Genomic DNA, 15,031 nt, shown 5'->3' with positions numbered 1-15,031 from the left:
GATGACCCTGCTGCACCGCCTCGCCGCCCTGTGCCTGCTGGCCGTGGCCGCTTTCCCCGCCCTGGCGATCAGCGAAAAGGACCTGCTGCCGGTGGACCAGGCCTTCGCGCTGAGCGCACAGGCACCCGAACGCGGCCGCATCGCGCTGCACTGGGACATCGCCAAGGGCTACTACCTGTACCGGCACCGCATCGCGGTGAAGGTGATCGGCGGCTTCAAGCCCAACCCGACCCTGCAGTTGCCGGCCGGCCACAAGAAGACCGACCCGTACTTCGGCGAGGTGGAGACCTACCGCGACGAACTGAACGCGGTGCAGAGCGGCATCGCCGATCCCGGCACCAGCCGCGTGCAGCTGGAGGTACGCTACCAGGGCTGTGCCGACGCCGGCGTGTGCTATCCGCCGCAGAAGCGCCTGCTCGAGGTGACCCTGCCGGCCGCCACGGCCGCCACCGATCCCGCACCGGCACTGCCGCCGCCGGCCGCAACGGGCGGGCTGCCGGGCAGCGGCCCGGGCGCCGGCAACGGCGCCAAGCCGCTGTTCGGTCCCGGCCCCGGCACCGCGGCGGTGCAGGGCCTGCCGCTGCCCTCGGACCAGGCATTCCAGCTCGAAGCCATCGTCGGCGACGGCAATACCCTGCTGCTGCGCTTCACCCCGGCGCCCGGCTATTACCTGTATCGCGACCGCACCGCGCTGGCGCTGGAGGGCGCGCCCGGCATCCGCACCGGCATGCCGCGCTGGCCCAAGGGCAGCTCGCACCAGGACGAACACTTCGGCAACGTGGTGGTGTACTTCGACCAGACCGAGGTCACCGTGCCGCTGCAGCGCCAGCGCGCCGACGCCACCGCCGCGACCCTGGTGGCGACCTTCCAGGGCTGCCAGACCGACGGCATCTGCTACCCGCCGATGACCCGGCGGGTGAAGCTGGCGCTGCCCAAGGGCACCGTCACCCCGGCCGACCAGGCCGAGGTCAGCCCGCTGCTGGTGACGCCGCTGGACAGCCGCCAGGCCGACGCCAACGACGCGGCCGCGGCCACGGCCGCCGATGCCCTGCCGGCGACGCCGGACGCCTCGGCGCACAACGCCGCGCGCAGCGCCGCACCGCCGCCGGCCACGCAGAACCTGCTGTGGATCCTGCTGCTGGCGCTCGGCGGCGGCCTGCTGCTGAACCTGCTGCCGTGCGTGCTGCCGATCCTGTCGCTGAAGGTGCTGGGCCTGGCGCAGAGCGGCGAGAGCCGTGGCCGCGCCCGCAGCCATGCGCTGTGGTACACGCTGGGCGTGCTCGCCTCCTTCGCCGTGGTCGGCGGCATCGCCGTGGCAGCGCGGCTGCTGTGGGGCTTCCAGCTGCAGCGCCCGGGCTTCGTCGCGGTGCTGGTGTACCTGATGTTCGTGGTCGGGCTGAGCCTGTCGGGGGTGTTCACCCTCAGCGCCAACCTCGGCGGCGTCGGCCAGTCGCTGTCCACGCGCAGCGGCCCGGTCGGCGACTTCTTCACCGGCGTGCTGGCCTGCGTGGTGTCCAGCGCCTGCATCGGCCCGTTCATGGGCCCGGCGCTGGGCTATGCGCTGACCGCGCCGCCGGCGATGGCGATGCTGGTGTTCCTGACCCTGGGCCTGGGCCTGGCGCTGCCGTTCCTGCTGATCGGCTTCGTGCCGTCGCTGGCCAGGCGCCTGCCCAAGCCGGGCGCGTGGATGGAGACGCTCAAGCAGGTGCTGGCGTTCCCGATGTACCTGAGCGCGATCTGGCTGCTGTGGGTGCTGGGCAAGCAGCGCGGCGTGGACGCGGTGGCGCTGCTGCTGATCGGCGCCACCCTGCTGGCGCTGGGCCTGTGGTGGTTCGAGCGCGCGCGCTGGCGCGACCACAAGACCGGCATGCGCCTGGCCGCCGTGCTGCTGCTGGCCGCGCTGGTGCCGGCCTGGGGCGTGACCCGGCTGCCGCCGCCCAGCGCCAGCGTCGAGCGCAACACCGTGGCCTATTCGCCGCAGATGCTCGACCGCCTGCGCACCGACAACCGCGTGGTGTTCGTCAACATGACCGCCGACTGGTGCGTCACCTGCAAGGCCAACGAACGCAACGTGTTCGACAGCGACGCGTTCCGCGACACCATCAAGCGGGTGGACGCGGTGTACATGAAGGGCGACTGGACCAACGAGGATCCGCGTATCAGCGCCTTCCTCGCCGAGCACAAGGCAGTGGGCGTGCCGCTGTACGTGGTCTATGGCCCTGGCGCGCCGCCGACGGTACTGCCGCCGGTGCTGAGCCAGGCGGTGGTCGAGGACGCCCTGCTGCGCGCGGCGCGATGACCCCCGCCAGCGCGCGCCTGCTGGCGGTCGCCGCGGTGGCGGCGGTGCTCGGCGTGGCGGCGGCGCACTGGTGGGAACGGCGGACGCCGGCGCTGGCCCCGGCAACGTCCGCCACGGCCAGCGGCCATGCGGCCGCGCCGCCGGTCGCCGCGGCGCGCCCGGGCGATCTGGCCCCCGCGCTGCGCCTGCCCACGCTCGACGGCGGCCACCTGACCCTGGCCCAGTTCCGCGGCCGGCCGCTGCTGGTCAACGTCTGGGCGAGCTGGTGCGAACCCTGCGTGCGCGAGATGCCGGAACTGGACCGGCTGGCGCGCGCGCAACCCAGCGACGGCCTGCAGGTGCTGGGCATCGCCCTGGACCGTGCCGAAGACGTGCGCGCCTTCCTGCAACGGGTGCCGATCGGCTACCCGATCGCGCTGGAGACCCCGGGCCCGGCCGACGCCAGCGTGCGCCTGGGCGACACCCAGGGCCTGCTGCCGTACAGCGTGCTGATCGACGCCGACGGCCGCATCGTCAGGCAGAAGCTCGGCCCGTTCGCGCCGGGCGAAGTGGAGGGCTGGGTGGGCGGCGGCGCGCAGCCGACGCAGTAGCCGGCGAGCCAGCCGCCGATGCGCGCCCTTGTGGGAGCGACGTCCGCGTCGGCGACGCATTGCCGATAGCGCTGTCGCGACCCACCTCGCGCCTCCCAAGCGGCTTGCGGCGAGCCTGCCGGGTTCACTGTGGGAGGGACGTCAGTCCCGACGCATTGGATTATCGGGAAAGCGCACTGCAGCGTCGTGAGAGTTGCCTCCCACGCCACGTCCACGCCGCACCGGATCAGTCCGCTAGAACGCCTGCCGCTGCCGCGCTTCGCCAACATTGCCATTCCCGGTCCGCACCTGCGCCAGCATCGCCAGCTCCTCGGCCAGGCGCTGCGCGGCGGTGCGCAGTTCCGGCACCGCGGTGATCTCCCACAGCACGCCACGCAGCAGCGGCCCGATGCAGTACAGCCCGGCGACCGGATGGCCGCTGCCGTCGCGCACCCGCAGGCGCTCGTCCACCTGCAGCCCCAGGCCCAGTGGATCGGCCTGCAGCAGGCCGGCGTCGCGCATCGTGGCGACCAGCGGATGGCTGGTGCGGGCGACGTCGGTGTCCAGCCCGGTGGCACGGATCAGCACATCGAAGTCCTCGGTGCGCGCGTTGCTGCTGGCGCGATCGCGGATCACCGCTTCCACCGCGGTTTCGCCCAGCCGCGCGCGCAGCAGGCGCCCGGCGCGGATGCGCAGCTGGCCCTGCGCCTGCAGTTGTGCCAGCGCGGCCGCCGCGGCCGGCGCCAGCCGATGCCGCGCCGCTTCCCAGTACGGCCGCAGGTGGCGCAGGAAGCGGGCGCGCGCCGCCGGCGCCAAGCCTTGCCAGAACGGCTGCAGGTGCGGACGCAGCGCATCCACCACGCAGCGCCAGTCCTCCACCACCGTGGTCAGTTGGCGCAGGCTGCGCACCAGGCCGCGCAGGTCGTGGCTGCGCAGCGCCTGCACGACGCTGGGCGGCAGGCTCACCGGCGCGCCCGGCACCGCCAGGTGCGCCTGCGGCGCCAGGCCGCGCCGCGACAGCGCGGTGATCGGGCCGCGGTGTCCGCGCCGGCGCAGGGTCAAGGCCACATCGGCCATGGTCAGGCCGGTGCCGACCAGCAACAGCCGCGCCTGCGGCGGCACCTCGTCCAGCACGCCGTCCTGCCACGGCCAACCGATGTAGCGGCGATGCACCGCCAGGCGCGGGCCGATGCCCGGCAGCGCCGCCGGCGGCAGCGCGCCGATCGCCAGCACCACCACGTCAGCGACTACGGCCTCGCCATTGGCCAGGAACAGGCGGAAGCCGTCGGGATCGCGCTCCACCGCCACCGCCTCCTCGCTCACCCGCGCCACTTCGACCGGCGACGTCGCCAGCGCGTCGTTCAGGTGCTGCTGCAGGTAGCGGCCGTACAGCAGCCGCGGCAGGAACTGCAGGCGTTGCGCGGCATCCAGCTGCAGGGCGTCGGCGAAGCCGCCCGGCTCCTGCGGATCCACGCCCAGGTCCTTGGCGCGCACGTTCAACACGTGTTCCGGCCGCGCCGCACCGTAGGCGATGCCGCGGCCGTAGGTGTCGGCCACGCCGACCAGGGTGATGTGGCGGGCGGCGCCCTGCCTGGCCAGCGTCGCGGCCAGCACGTTGCCGCAGAATCCTGCGCCGATGATCGCAATTCGCATGGCTCGCACCTTGGCCGGTCGGGCGTTCTTTGTGCCCGGGATGCCGGCCGACGGTGTAAACCCTCGGTTAATGCGTGCGCAGATCGCCATGGCAATGCGGCATCAGCACATGGGCGATGTCCATGAGCCAGGCTGCACGGCGATCGGCAAGGCCGAGCCGAAGGCCGCTGACGCCGCGGCAGACACAGAAGCGCTCGGTCCGCACGTACCGACGGCGCGACCCTCGCGGCTCGCGGCTGTGGCCTCCTCGCGCGGCGTCGCCACGGGGCCGATCAAGCTCCGCGCGTTCTCGCCGGCAACGACGCCGTCCGCCGCCTCGTGTCGGACACTGCGCGGGCCGCATCGGCAAGGTGCCGCGCCGGACCCGGCGTAGGTGAGCCGTCGGCAAGGAGCGCCGTGGTGCGCCGATCCGGGCGCTAACGCCCCGGCGGACGCTGCACCAGGCCGGGCGCATCGGCGACGAAGGTGTCGAGCACGCCGTCGGCGACCTTGACCGGGCCGCCGAAGCGGGTGGCGCCGGGGATGGACGGGATCGCCGCGGCCTGCGCGGCGAGTTGCCCGGCGGTGGCGAAGGCCTGCTCGGCCCCCGGATCGCCGGCCAGCGCCTGGTTCAGCCCGTCCACGCTCAGGCGCAGCGCGCGGCCCCACAGCGCGGTCGCGTCCAGCCATGGCGCTGCCTCGGCCACGAACGCGCCGGTGGTGGTGCCGGCACGGATGCGCTGCGGTGCCGCCACCAGGTCGTCGGCGGCGCGGCCCAGCGCGGCCAGCGCCGCACTGCGGGCGGCCGGATCGCCGTCGGCCAGCGCGTCGCGGGCGGCGTCGATCAACGCCTTGAGCCGCGGCGCCTGCGGCTGCCAGGGCAGATGGCCGAAGGTCGGTGCCAGGTGCTGGGTGTCGAAGAAGGTCAGCAGCGCGTCGGCGACCTGCACATCGCCGCCGGCCAGGTCGCGCGCGGCCGCGCGCCAGGTGCGCGGCGCGTCGTAGCCGCGGTCGTTCCAGGCGAAGGCGAGCAGCCCGGCCACCGCCGGCCGGCTGGCCACTTCCTGGTTCATCGGGTTGGACACGATGCCGCTCAACTCAGCCGACAGCCCGGCCTGGCGGCGGTCGTACGGCGCCAGCAGCAGGCGCCCGGCGGTCTCGGCGAAGTCGTTGACCGGGTAGTTGTCCCACAGCAGCGTCTTGCGCCCGAACGCCTTGGTCGCGTTCTTCGCGTCGCTGACCGAGATCGACGCGGGGACCACGTCGGTGCCGGTCCACTGCACCACCACGCGCGGATCCAGCGCCTTGCGCAGCGTCGCCTTGTACGGCGACTCGGTGACGTTGAAGTACTCGGTCGGCACCATGATCAGCGCGCCGTGGCCGGCCGCGGCGATGTCCGCCTGCACCGCGTTGAGCAGCCGCGCCTGCGCGGTGGCCGCGGCCTGCTCGCCGGCCGGGCCGAACGCGGTGGCGTCGCCGGGGCAGTTCCACTTGGTGTATTCGATGTCGTCGAAGGCGATGTAGAAGCTGCGCACGCCGCGCGCGCGCAGCGCGGCGAACTTGCGCCGGATCGCCTGCAGGTCGGCCGCATCGCTGTAGCAGATCGACGGCCCCGGCGAGAGCGCGTAGACGAAGTTGATGTGCTCGCGGTTGGCGACCGCGGCCAGCTTGCCCAGCGCCGCCAGCGTGGCCGCCGGGTAAGGCGCGCGCCAGCGGTCGCGCGCGAACACGTCGTCCTTGGGGCTGTAGATGTAGGTGTTGGCCTTGAACCGCGCCAGGAACGCCAGGTGCGCGGCGCGTTCGGCCATGCTCCAGGGCTTGCCGTAGAAACCCTCGATCGTGCCGCGCACCGGCATCGCCGGCGCGTCGGTCACCGCCACCGAGGCGATGCGCCCGGGCGCGACCAGTTGCCGGAAGGTCTGCGCCGCGTGGTACAGGCCGGCGTCGTCGCGGCCGGCCAGCACGATCAGCGTGCCGCGACCGCGGGCCATGCTGCCCAGCGCATAGCCTTCCGCGCGTTCCGGCACGTCCAGGTCGACGGCGGCCAGCGCATCGCGCACCGGCGCCGCGTCGACGGTGCCGAGCACCACCGACACCGCCTGCGGGTCGTGCGGCAGTGTGCCGGCGCGGCGGATGCGGGAAACCCCGGCATCGCGCAACACCGCACGCACCAGTGCGTCGGTGGCCGGGTCGGCCTTGCCGGCCTGCACCAGCACCACCGACGGCCCCAGCGGCAGCTCCGGCCCGAGCAGGCGCAGCGCGGTCGGCGTCGGGTACACCGCCGGCAGGGTGGCCGGCGCCGCCGCCAGCGCGGGCGCGGTCGCCCCGGCCAGCAGCGCGAACGCCAGGATGTGGCGGCCAAGGCCACAACGGCCAATACGCTCGGTTCGCATGCGCCTACCCTCGACTGGTATTTCAGTTATTTTGAAATGGTATATACCACTTCCGCCGGCGCGTCGACGCGCGGTGGCGATGGCGCTGCAATGTGGCCGGCCCATGCTGCAGCGACACTTGCATGGCCCGCACAAGATGCGACATAACCGCAGGCAGTGGCGCGGCCCGTTGGCCGCCCGCCATGCCTGCGCTGACGCGACGCAGACCGGCGAAAAATCAAACATTTGTTTAAAACACCCGCAACTTCGCCGAACTGGACAGCAATGCCGGCTTCGCGCAGACTGCCGCCCTTTCCGCTGCTTTGTTCCCGATGGCGCGACTGCTGCTGCTGCATGGCCCCAACCTCAACCTGCTCGGCACCCGCGAGCCGGGCGTGTACGGCCATGCCACCCTGGCGCAGATCGATGCCGCGCTGCAGGCCCAGGCCAGCGCCGCCGGCCACGCGCTGGAGAGCCTGCAGTCCAACGCCGAGCACGTGCTGGTGGAGCGGGTGCAGGCCGCGCGCGGCGACGGCACCGCCTTCATCCTGATCAACCCGGCGGCCTTCACCCATACCTCGGTGGCGCTGCGCGACGCGCTGGCGGCGGTGGCGATCCCGTTCATCGAGATCCACCTGTCCAACCCGCACAGCCGCGAGCCGTTCCGCCACCACAGCTATTTCAGCGACCACGCGGTCGGCGTGGTCTGCGGCTTCGGCGCCGACAGCTACCGCTACGCGATGGACGCGGCGCTGACCCGCCTGGGAGCGGCCGCATGAGCCGCGCCCACACCCAACCGGCACCGCACACCCCCGTCTGAGTCCCCGGGCCGCGCGCCCGGTCTTTTTCAAAGTCACCTCACGAGGCCGTTATGGATCTCCGCAAAATCAAGAAACTGATCGACCTGCTGGAAGAATCGAATCTCGCCGAGATCGAGATCAAGGAAGGCGAGGAAAGCGTGCGCCTGGCGCGCACCCCCAAGGGCATGACCGCCAGCGCGCCGCAGTACGTGGCCGCCGCCCCCGCGGCCGCGCCGGCCGCCGCCGCGCCGATGCCGATGAGCTCGCCCACCGAGGCTTCCACCGGCGGCAGCGCCAAGCCCGGCAACGCCCTGCCCGAGGGCCACGTGCTGCGCGCGCCGATGGTCGGCACCTTCTACACCTCGCCGGCCCCGGACAAGCCGGCCTTCGTCAGCGTCGGCCAGGCGGTCAAGGCCGGCGAGACCCTGGCGATCATCGAGGCGATGAAGATGTTCAACCCGATCGAAGCCGACGTCTCCGGCACCATCGTCGCGATCCTGGGCGAAAGCGGCCAGCCGGTGGAGTTCGATCAGCCGTTGTTTGTGATTGGCTGAGACGCCGGAAATCGGGAGTGGAGAATGGGGAATCGTCAAAGCGGCCGCACGAGCGGCTCGACGTCTGGCGCGACTCCATGGATCTGGTGGAAATGATCTACCGCCTCTCCGAGACGTTTCCGGCGACGGAACGTTTCGGGCTGACGGCGCAGCTGCGCCGCGCAGCGGTCAGCATTCCCGCCAACATCGCCGAAGGCGCGGCACGCCGCTCCACTCCCGAATACCTGCGTTTTCTGTCGATCGCACGTGGCTCGCTGTCCGAGGCCAGCACGCACCTGCAGATCGCGCGCCGGCTCGACTACACCTCCGACATCGCGGCACTCGACGGATTGATCGATACGATCTTCGCCAAACTGACCGCATTGATGAATGTTCTGAGCAAGCGCGGAGATTGACGATGCACGCCGTCCTCCATTCCCGATTCTCCATTCCCAATTCCCGGCCTTCCCATGCTCGATAAAGTCGTCATCGCCAATCGCGGCGAAATTGCGCTGCGCATCCTGCGCGCGTGCCATACGCTCGGCATCCGCACGGTCGCGGTGCATTCCACCGTGGACCGCAACCTCAAGCACGTGGCCATGGCCGACGAGTCGGTGTGCATCGGCCCGGCGCCCTCCTCGGAGAGCTACCTCAACATCCCGGCGCTGATCGCCGCGGCCGAGGTCACCGACGCCCAGGCCATCCACCCCGGCTACGGCTTCCTGTCGGAGAACGCCGACTTCGCCGAGCGCGTGGAGCAGTCCGGCTTCATCTTCATCGGGCCCAAGGCCGACACCATCCGCCTGATGGGCGACAAGGTCGAGGCGATCCGCGCGATGAAGGCCGCCGGCGTGCCGTGCGTGCCCGGCTCCGGCGGCCCGCTGGGCGAGGACATCGTCGCCAACACCAAGATCGCCCGCGAGATCGGCTACCCGGTGATCATCAAGGCCGCCGGCGGCGGCGGCGGCCGCGGCATGCGCGTGGTGCATTCGGAGGCCGCGCTGAAGGCCGCCATCGAGACCACCAAGTCCGAGGCCAAGGCCGCCTTCAGCAACGACCAGGTGTACATGGAGAAGTTCCTGGAGAATCCGCGCCACGTGGAGATCCAGGTGCTGGCCGATGGCCAGGGCGGCGCCATCCACCTGGGCGAGCGCGACTGCTCGATGCAGCGCCGCCACCAGAAGGTGGTGGAGGAAGCGCCGGCGCCGGGCATCACTGAGGAACTGCGCAACGAGATCGGCAAGGTCTGCGTGGACGCCTGCATCCGCATCGGCTACCGCGGCGCCGGCACCTTCGAGTTCCTGTTCGAGAACGGCCGCTTCTATTTCATCGAAATGAACACGCGCATCCAGGTGGAGCACCCGGTCACCGAGCGCATCACCGGCATCGACCTGGTCTGCGAGCAGCTGCGCATCGCCGCCGGGCACAAGCTCAGCATCAAGCAGAAGGACATCGTCCTGCGCGGCCATGCGATCGAGTGCCGCATCAACGCCGAGGACCCGGAAACCTTCATGCCCAACCCGGGCCTGATCACCGGCTTCCACCCGCCCGGCGGCCCCGGCGTGCGCGTGGACACGCACATCTACAGCGGCTACAAGGTGCCGCCGAACTACGACTCGATGATCGGCAAGCTGATCGTGCACGGCCCCGACCGCGAGACCGCGATCGCGCGCATGCGCGTGGCGCTGAGCGAGATGGTGGTGGACGGCATCAAGACCAACATCCCGCTGCAACAGCGCATCATGCGCGACAAGGGCTTCCAGGCCGGCGGCCAGAACATCCACTACCTGGAAAAGCGCCTGGCCGAGCGCAAGAACAAGTCGATTGCGTTGGTTTGACAGCCGGGAATGGAGAAACGGGAATCGGGAATCGGCAGTGCCGGCTCCCGATTTTCGACGGAGAAGGCCGCGACCTCGCCGCAGGATCGGGACGGAACGAATAGGTCCCGGGAGCGAATGGGCTTCGATGCAGCGCGTCGGCGCCCGTCGCCGACATCGTTGCGACAACCACCGCGCAGTGCAATGAGGGGCCGGGAACCCGCTCTTGCGATTCCCCATTCCCGGTTCCCCACTCCCGGCTACTTCCCCTGCTGGGTTCCCGCCACCGGCTCCGCGCCCAGGCTCGAGGTCGGGCTGACGATCATCACCGTTTCGGTGGAGCCGTCCGGCCAGACGATCTGGAAGGTGCTGCCCGGGGCCAGGGTGGAGAACGGCATGCCGCTGTTGGCGCGGTAGATCGCCGCCACCTGCGCGGCGCCGGCGCGGCGCACGTCCGGCGCGGCGTGCGCGGTGGTCAGTTCGACCTTGGACAGGCCGCGGTAGCGCTGCTCGGCGGTGTCGATCAGCAACAGGCCCGCCGCCGCCGCCGAATAGGCGACGAAGGCCAGGACCCAGAACCAGAATTTGGCGCCGTGCAGCCATCGCCGGTAATTCATGAGCCTGCTCCCTTGCTGTCCACCAGTCGATTGACCATGTCGTTCATCGTGTCCGTGCCTTGCCGCGGCACCGCGGCGTCGTAAACAAAACTGCTGAAGTCCTGGGTGGGGTCGCGCGAGCAGATCCCGCCGTTGGCGCAATAGCGGGTCATCAACTCGCTGTCCGGGCCGCAATCCAATCCCAGCCTGCAGGCGGCCAACTGCCAGGCCAATTCGGAAAACTGGGTGCCGGCCACGCGCCCGTCCAGGCTGTCGTCGCCGCTGGCGGCCAGGCCCATCGCCGGCGACAGCGCCACGTAGGCATCGGGATCGCCGGAGGCGCGCACCCGCGCGACCAGATCGCGCTTGTACTCGGCGCCGGCATGCAACGGCTGGCCCAGCGCCAGCAGCGCCGCTTCGGCGGCCAGGTTGCCGCCGCGCGCGGCCTGCACGCGCTGGGCGACGATGGCCTGGCGGGTCAGGCCGTCGCCGGGCGCGAAGCCGGCGCAGCGGCGGCCGACGCGGGCGCGCGCCTGCACCATCTGCGCCGAGGTCGGCAGGCGCGCGTCGGCGATGGCGCGGGTATCGGCCCCGTAGCCGACCGGGTCCATCGCATAGCCGGCGCAGTAGTCGTAGATGCGGCTGAGCCGCCAGGACGCCTCGGGGTCGCCGTGCGCGGCGGCGATCGACAGTTGCTGCGCGGCGCGGTAGAGGTCGGCACTGTGTTCGCCCTCCTTCTCCTCACGCAGGCGCGCAGGCGCCGACGCCTGGCGCGACGCCGTGGCCGGCGTGGCGGACGCGGGGTAGGCGTCGGCCGCCACCACGCTCGCCGGCGCGGGCGCCGCCATCGGTGCCGCCGGCAGCGACAGCGCGCGATAGGCGACCACGCCCAGCAACAGCGCGGCGGGCGCCAGCAACAGCCAGGTTGGACGGGACACGACGGGCATGCGCGAAAGAGCCGGACCACGGGCAGAAGCGCAGCCGGACCCCCTGTCGCCCGGCCGCTGCGAGCCGGCAGTCTACCCCAGGCCACGGGCGCGGCATGCGCCAAATGCGTGCCGCGATCCCGACGCATGGACGTGCGGACCGGCGGCACGGACGAACGGCACGGCGTCACGGGCGGCGCGGTGCAGATCGCAGTGCCGGTGCTGGCCCGGCAGCGTCCGAACGCATTGCTGGGCCTGTTCGGCCCGGTGCGGCCAGCGCGACGCCGCGTACCGCCGTCGCGTGTCGCATTCCGAACGGCGCCGGCTGGAGGTGGTTCGCACCCGGCCGAAATGCGTGCCGTCCCCCGCTCCGCCGCAAGTCGGCCTCCAGCGCGAAGCCCGCCGCCCGTCTAAGATGCGTGCTTCCCCTGATTGCCCCACCGACCGATGCCGTTCCTCGAACTGACCCTGCGCTGCACCGACGCCACCCAGCCCCGCTACGAGACCGCGCTGGAGGATGTCGGCGCGCTGGCGGTGACCCTGCTCGATGCCGACGCCGACACCAGCAACGAACGCGCGATCCTGGAACCGGGCGTGGGCGAAACCCCGCTGTGGGGCACGCTGGTGCTCACCGCGCTGTTCCCCGAGGAGCAGGATGCGCTGGTGCTGCTGGCCGCGCTGGAGGCCTTCGACCCCGGGCTGGACTGGACCCAGGCCACCTTCCGCAAGGTCGACGACCAGGACTGGGAACGGGCGTGGCTGGACCAGTTCCAGCCGATGCGCTTCGGCGCGCGCACCTTCATCGTGCCGTGGAACCACGAGCTGCCCGAAGACGCCAGCGGCGCCGATGCCGCCGTGGTGCGCCTGGACCCGGGCCTGGCGTTCGGCTCCGGCACCCACCCGACCACCGCGCTGTGCCTGCGCTGGCTGGATGCGCTGGCCACCGACGGCGTCCTGGCGCAGGCGCGCGTGCTCGATTTCGGTTGCGGCTCGGGAATCCTGGCGCTGGCCGCGCTGAAGCTGGGAGCCGCCGCCGCAGTGGGCGTGGACAACGACCCGCAGGCGCTGCTGGCCAGCCACGACAACGCCGAGCGCAACGCGGTGGGCGAGCGCCTGGCCGTGTACCTGCCTGCCGACGAACCGGCGGCCACCTATCCGGTGGTGGTGGCCAACATCCTCGCCTCGGCACTGGATGCGCTGGCGCCGACCCTGGCCGCGCGCGTGGCGCCGGGCGGGCGCATCGCCCTGTCCGGCATCCTGCATGGCCAGGAACAGGAGCTACTGCAGCGCTACGCCCCGTGGTTCGCTCAGTTGCGCACCGAACAGGACGGCGACTGGATGCGCATCGACGGCGTGCGCCGGGACTGAACCGGGGCACGGCCACGCCGCGGCGTGGCCCATCTCAAGGCCAGCCGGCCCATTGCGCCAGGGACAGTATCGCTAACATTTCACTGATGGACAGCGCTGCGAACCAAGCGCGGCGGCCGGCGCGGCTATATCTCGCCTCCCCTGCGGAGGTGCGTGTGAACAGCAAGCTGTACGAACGGGTGCGCGAAGCGCGCAAGCTCACCGGCCTCACCCAGGAGGCCCTGGCGCTGGACCTGGGCGTGACCCGCAGCGCCGTGGCGCAGTGGGAAATGGCCGAAGGCACGGCGCCGGCGCTGGAGCACCTAATCGCCCTGGCCCGCCGCAGCGGGCTGCATTTCGAGTACCTGGCCACCGGCCGTGGCGAGCGCGTGTTCGGCGAACCGATGGCGGCGGACGCCGCGGCCATCGGCGAGCTGCCCAACCACTACCAGTTCACCGACCAGCAACTGCGCCTGCTGGAGCGCTTCGACAGCCTGAGTCCGCGCCAGCGCGCCGGCTTGCTGGACCTGCTCGACACCCGCAAGTCGCGCTGAGTACGCCGCGGGCCCCTCGCTCCGTAGAGCGTCCAGCGCTCACAAAGGCCGCGATCCGCCGGCAGCGCACTGCAGATCCCGCCGGCGCGTGCTTGAATACGGCTCTCGCCGTCGTCGCCCGCGCGCATGCCCGATCGCACTCCGCCCCGCCCCAGCCTCGCCACCTTGCTGCGTCAGCCCGATCCGTCCGCCACACAGGGCGACACCCCGGTCGCGCCGGCGGCGGGCGGTGACACGTCGGCACCCGCGACGCCGCTGACCGACACTGCAGCGCCGCCCGTGGCGTCGAGCGTCTCACCAGCGCCTGCGAACGTGAAGCCGGCCGAGGAAGAGACCGCCGCACGCGACGCAGCACCTGACGCGGGCGACCTGGAAGCGCTGCCGCCAGCGCCCGCGTCGGCGAGGGATCCGGCACCGGCACCGGCCACGGTCGCGACTCCCGCGATAGCCCCCACCTCGCCAGTGTCCGCCGCCGCGCCCAGCTTCCTGCATGGCCCGCGCGAACGCCGCCCGGTGCTGCGTGCCGCGCCCTGGCAGTGGATCGCACTGGCCGGGCTGGGCCTGCTGCTGGCGCTGCAGATCCTGATCGCCGATCGCCAGCGCCTGGGCGCCGACCCGCGCTGGCGGCCGTGGGTGGCCGGGGTCTGCCAGGTCCTGCGCTGCAGCGTGCCGGCCTGGCGCGAGCCGGCCGCCTTCACCATGCTCAGCCGCGAGGTGCGGCCGCTGCCCGGCCATGCCGGCACCCTGCAGGTGCAGGCGACCTTCCGCAACGACGCGCGCTGGGCACAGGCCTGGCCGCTGCTGCAACTGTCGCTGGCCGACGCCGACGGCCGCACCATCGGCAGCCGCGTGCTGCGCCCGCAGGAGTACCTGGGGCGCGCACGGCCGGACAGCGCCACACTGGCGCCGGGACAGAGCGCACAGATCGCGTTCCAGGTGCGCGAACCGGCCGCCGAGACGGCGGCATTCAGTTTCGATTTCCACTGAGAACGCTGCGTTCGGGCACTACGCCATGGCAGCGGCGCAGGCCACGCGCTAGACTCGTCCCCCCGCGCCGGCCCTCCTGCCGTCCGGCGCCGCTGTCATCCGGGGATCCGTCGAACTTGAACGCCGCCACCACTCGTCCTGACTCCAGTCGCGGCGCGCCGAAGCCGCCGCTGCGCGAACACGTGGCGCAATCGGTCCGCCGCTACCTGCGCGACCTCGACGGCTGCGACGCCGACGACGTGTACGAGATCGTGCTGCGCGAGATGGAGATCCCGTTGTTCGTGGAAGTGCTCAACCATTGCGAAGGCAACCAGAGCCGCGCCGCCGCGCTGCTGGGCATCCACCGCGCCACCTTGCGCAAGAAGCTCAAGGAATACGGGTTGGCCTGAGAGAGGCGGGGATTCGGGATTCGGGATTGGGGATGACCAGCCTGCGGCTGGTGAAAAGTCGGGAATCGGGAATCGGGAATCGGGAATCGGGAATCCAGCGTGCTGTCCTGCATGACTTGAGTGTCAAGCGATCCGAACCCACAGCGACACAGCTTCTAGCGCCTGTGCATCGCCCTCGTAGGAGCGGTTTCAGCCGCGACGCCTGAAACC

Annotated in this window: 14 protein-coding genes; 10 read left to right on the top strand and 4 right to left on the bottom strand. The window is 71.7% G+C overall.

The genetic code is table 11. The features are described from left to right. Position 1: 1 nt before the first annotated feature. On the top strand, positions 2-2,299 hold the full coding sequence (locus SLW56_RS14495; protein WP_320695029.1) for a protein-disulfide reductase DsbD: 2,298 nt from the start codon (positions 2-4) through the stop codon (positions 2,297-2,299). Next, entirely contained in the window at positions 2,296-2,889 is a 594-nt protein-coding gene (locus tag SLW56_RS14490; protein ID WP_295952824.1) for a TlpA disulfide reductase family protein, read from the top strand. Before SLW56_RS14495 ends, SLW56_RS14490 begins: the two co-directional genes overlap by 4 nt. Positions 2,890-3,123: 234 nt before the next feature. Here SLW56_RS14490 and SLW56_RS14485 read toward each other — a convergent pair whose 3' ends face one another. Both SLW56_RS14485 and SLW56_RS14480 read right to left on the bottom strand, forming a co-directional pair. Further along, a complete protein-coding gene (locus SLW56_RS14485) occupies positions 3,124-4,521 on the bottom strand; it encodes an FAD/NAD(P)-binding protein (protein WP_320695028.1) in 1,398 nt (465 codons plus the stop codon). A 416-nt stretch (positions 4,522-4,937) separates the two neighbouring features. Then, positions 4,938-6,893 (bottom strand): beta-N-acetylglucosaminidase domain-containing protein, encoded by a 1,956-nt coding sequence (locus tag SLW56_RS14480; RefSeq protein ID WP_320695027.1) that lies wholly within the window; start codon positions 6,891-6,893, stop codon positions 4,938-4,940. 311 nt (positions 6,894-7,204) lie between these two features. Between SLW56_RS14480 and aroQ the strand changes: the two genes are divergently transcribed. The 4 genes from aroQ (at position 7,205) to accC (ending at position 10,043) form a co-directional block, all read left to right on the top strand. Next, a complete protein-coding gene (gene aroQ / locus SLW56_RS14475; RefSeq protein WP_010343847.1) occupies positions 7,205-7,651 on the top strand; it encodes a type II 3-dehydroquinate dehydratase in 447 nt (148 codons plus the stop codon). Positions 7,652-7,743: 92 nt separating this feature from the next. Beyond that, positions 7,744-8,226, top strand: coding sequence for an acetyl-CoA carboxylase biotin carboxyl carrier protein (gene accB / locus SLW56_RS14470; protein ID WP_148827977.1), 483 nt, complete (start codon positions 7,744-7,746; stop codon positions 8,224-8,226). A gap of 17 nt (positions 8,227-8,243) precedes the next feature. Beyond that, the gene (locus tag SLW56_RS14465) at positions 8,244-8,621 is read left to right on the top strand and encodes a four helix bundle protein (protein WP_026143397.1); all 378 of its coding nucleotides are present in this window, start codon (positions 8,244-8,246) and stop codon (positions 8,619-8,621) included. A gap of 54 nt (positions 8,622-8,675) precedes the next feature. After that, a complete protein-coding gene (gene accC / locus SLW56_RS14460) occupies positions 8,676-10,043 on the top strand; it encodes an acetyl-CoA carboxylase biotin carboxylase subunit (protein WP_017911501.1) in 1,368 nt (455 codons plus the stop codon). Positions 10,044-10,282: 239 nt separating this feature from the next. On the opposite strand, the gene SLW56_RS14455 is transcribed toward accC, so the two are convergent. Then, a complete protein-coding gene (locus tag SLW56_RS14455; RefSeq protein WP_152236725.1) occupies positions 10,283-10,639 on the bottom strand; it encodes a hypothetical protein in 357 nt (118 codons plus the stop codon). Further along, positions 10,636-11,565, bottom strand: a complete 930-nt coding sequence (locus SLW56_RS14450; RefSeq protein ID WP_267121500.1) for a hypothetical protein — start codon at positions 11,563-11,565, stop codon at positions 10,636-10,638. The genes SLW56_RS14455 and SLW56_RS14450 overlap by 4 nt, the downstream gene beginning before the upstream one ends. A gap of 426 nt (positions 11,566-11,991) precedes the next feature. On the opposite strand from SLW56_RS14450, the gene prmA reads away from it, so the two are divergent. The 4 genes from prmA (at position 11,992) to fis (ending at position 14,821) form a co-directional block, all read left to right on the top strand. Continuing rightward, a complete protein-coding gene (gene prmA / locus SLW56_RS14445) occupies positions 11,992-12,912 on the top strand; it encodes a 50S ribosomal protein L11 methyltransferase (RefSeq protein WP_017908171.1) in 921 nt (306 codons plus the stop codon). Between the two features lie 86 nt (positions 12,913-12,998). Continuing rightward, positions 12,999-13,445: a helix-turn-helix domain-containing protein gene (locus SLW56_RS14440; RefSeq protein ID WP_295910069.1), complete on the top strand. Its 447-nt coding sequence runs from the start codon at positions 12,999-13,001 to the stop codon at positions 13,443-13,445. Positions 13,446-13,757: 312 nt separating this feature from the next. Next, a complete protein-coding gene (locus SLW56_RS14435; RefSeq protein WP_320695026.1) occupies positions 13,758-14,432 on the top strand; it encodes a DUF3426 domain-containing protein in 675 nt (224 codons plus the stop codon). Between the two features lie 116 nt (positions 14,433-14,548). Further along, positions 14,549-14,821: a DNA-binding transcriptional regulator Fis gene (gene fis / locus SLW56_RS14430; protein ID WP_010343856.1), complete on the top strand. Its 273-nt coding sequence runs from the start codon at positions 14,549-14,551 to the stop codon at positions 14,819-14,821. Positions 14,822-15,031 lie beyond the last annotated feature (210 nt).

It is taken from the genome of Xanthomonas sp. LF07-6 (assembly GCF_034105445.1).
GTDB classification, from domain to species: domain Bacteria; phylum Pseudomonadota; class Gammaproteobacteria; order Xanthomonadales; family Xanthomonadaceae; genus Xanthomonas_A; species Xanthomonas_A sontii.
Note: the sequence above shows the minus strand (reverse complement) of the source record. Positions and strands in the feature narration are given on the sequence as shown.

What these genes read in the sequence shown, in the direction of transcription:
- aroQ (WP_010343847.1), top strand. Translation starts at nt 7,205, where the DNA reads ATGGCGCGACTGCTGCTGCTGCATGGCCCCAACCTCAACCTGCTCGGC.
- SLW56_RS14495 (WP_320695029.1), top strand. Translation starts at nt 2, where the DNA reads ATGACCCTGCTGCACCGCCTCGCCGCCCTGTGCCTGCTGGCCGTGGCC.
- SLW56_RS14450 (WP_267121500.1), bottom strand. Translation starts at nt 11,565, where the DNA reads ATGCCCGTCGTGTCCCGTCCAACCTGGCTGTTGCTGGCGCCCGCCGCG.
- SLW56_RS14455 (WP_152236725.1), bottom strand. Translation starts at nt 10,639, where the DNA reads ATGAATTACCGGCGATGGCTGCACGGCGCCAAATTCTGGTTCTGGGTC.
- SLW56_RS14490 (WP_295952824.1), top strand. Translation starts at nt 2,296, where the DNA reads ATGACCCCCGCCAGCGCGCGCCTGCTGGCGGTCGCCGCGGTGGCGGCG.
- SLW56_RS14485 (WP_320695028.1), bottom strand. Translation starts at nt 4,521, where the DNA reads ATGCGAATTGCGATCATCGGCGCAGGATTCTGCGGCAACGTGCTGGCC.
- accC (WP_017911501.1), top strand. Translation starts at nt 8,676, where the DNA reads ATGCTCGATAAAGTCGTCATCGCCAATCGCGGCGAAATTGCGCTGCGC.
- prmA (WP_017908171.1), top strand. Translation starts at nt 11,992, where the DNA reads ATGCCGTTCCTCGAACTGACCCTGCGCTGCACCGACGCCACCCAGCCC.
- SLW56_RS14480 (WP_320695027.1), bottom strand. Translation starts at nt 6,893, where the DNA reads ATGCGAACCGAGCGTATTGGCCGTTGTGGCCTTGGCCGCCACATCCTG.
- accB (WP_148827977.1), top strand. Translation starts at nt 7,744, where the DNA reads ATGGATCTCCGCAAAATCAAGAAACTGATCGACCTGCTGGAAGAATCG.
- SLW56_RS14440 (WP_295910069.1), top strand. Translation starts at nt 12,999, where the DNA reads ATGGACAGCGCTGCGAACCAAGCGCGGCGGCCGGCGCGGCTATATCTC.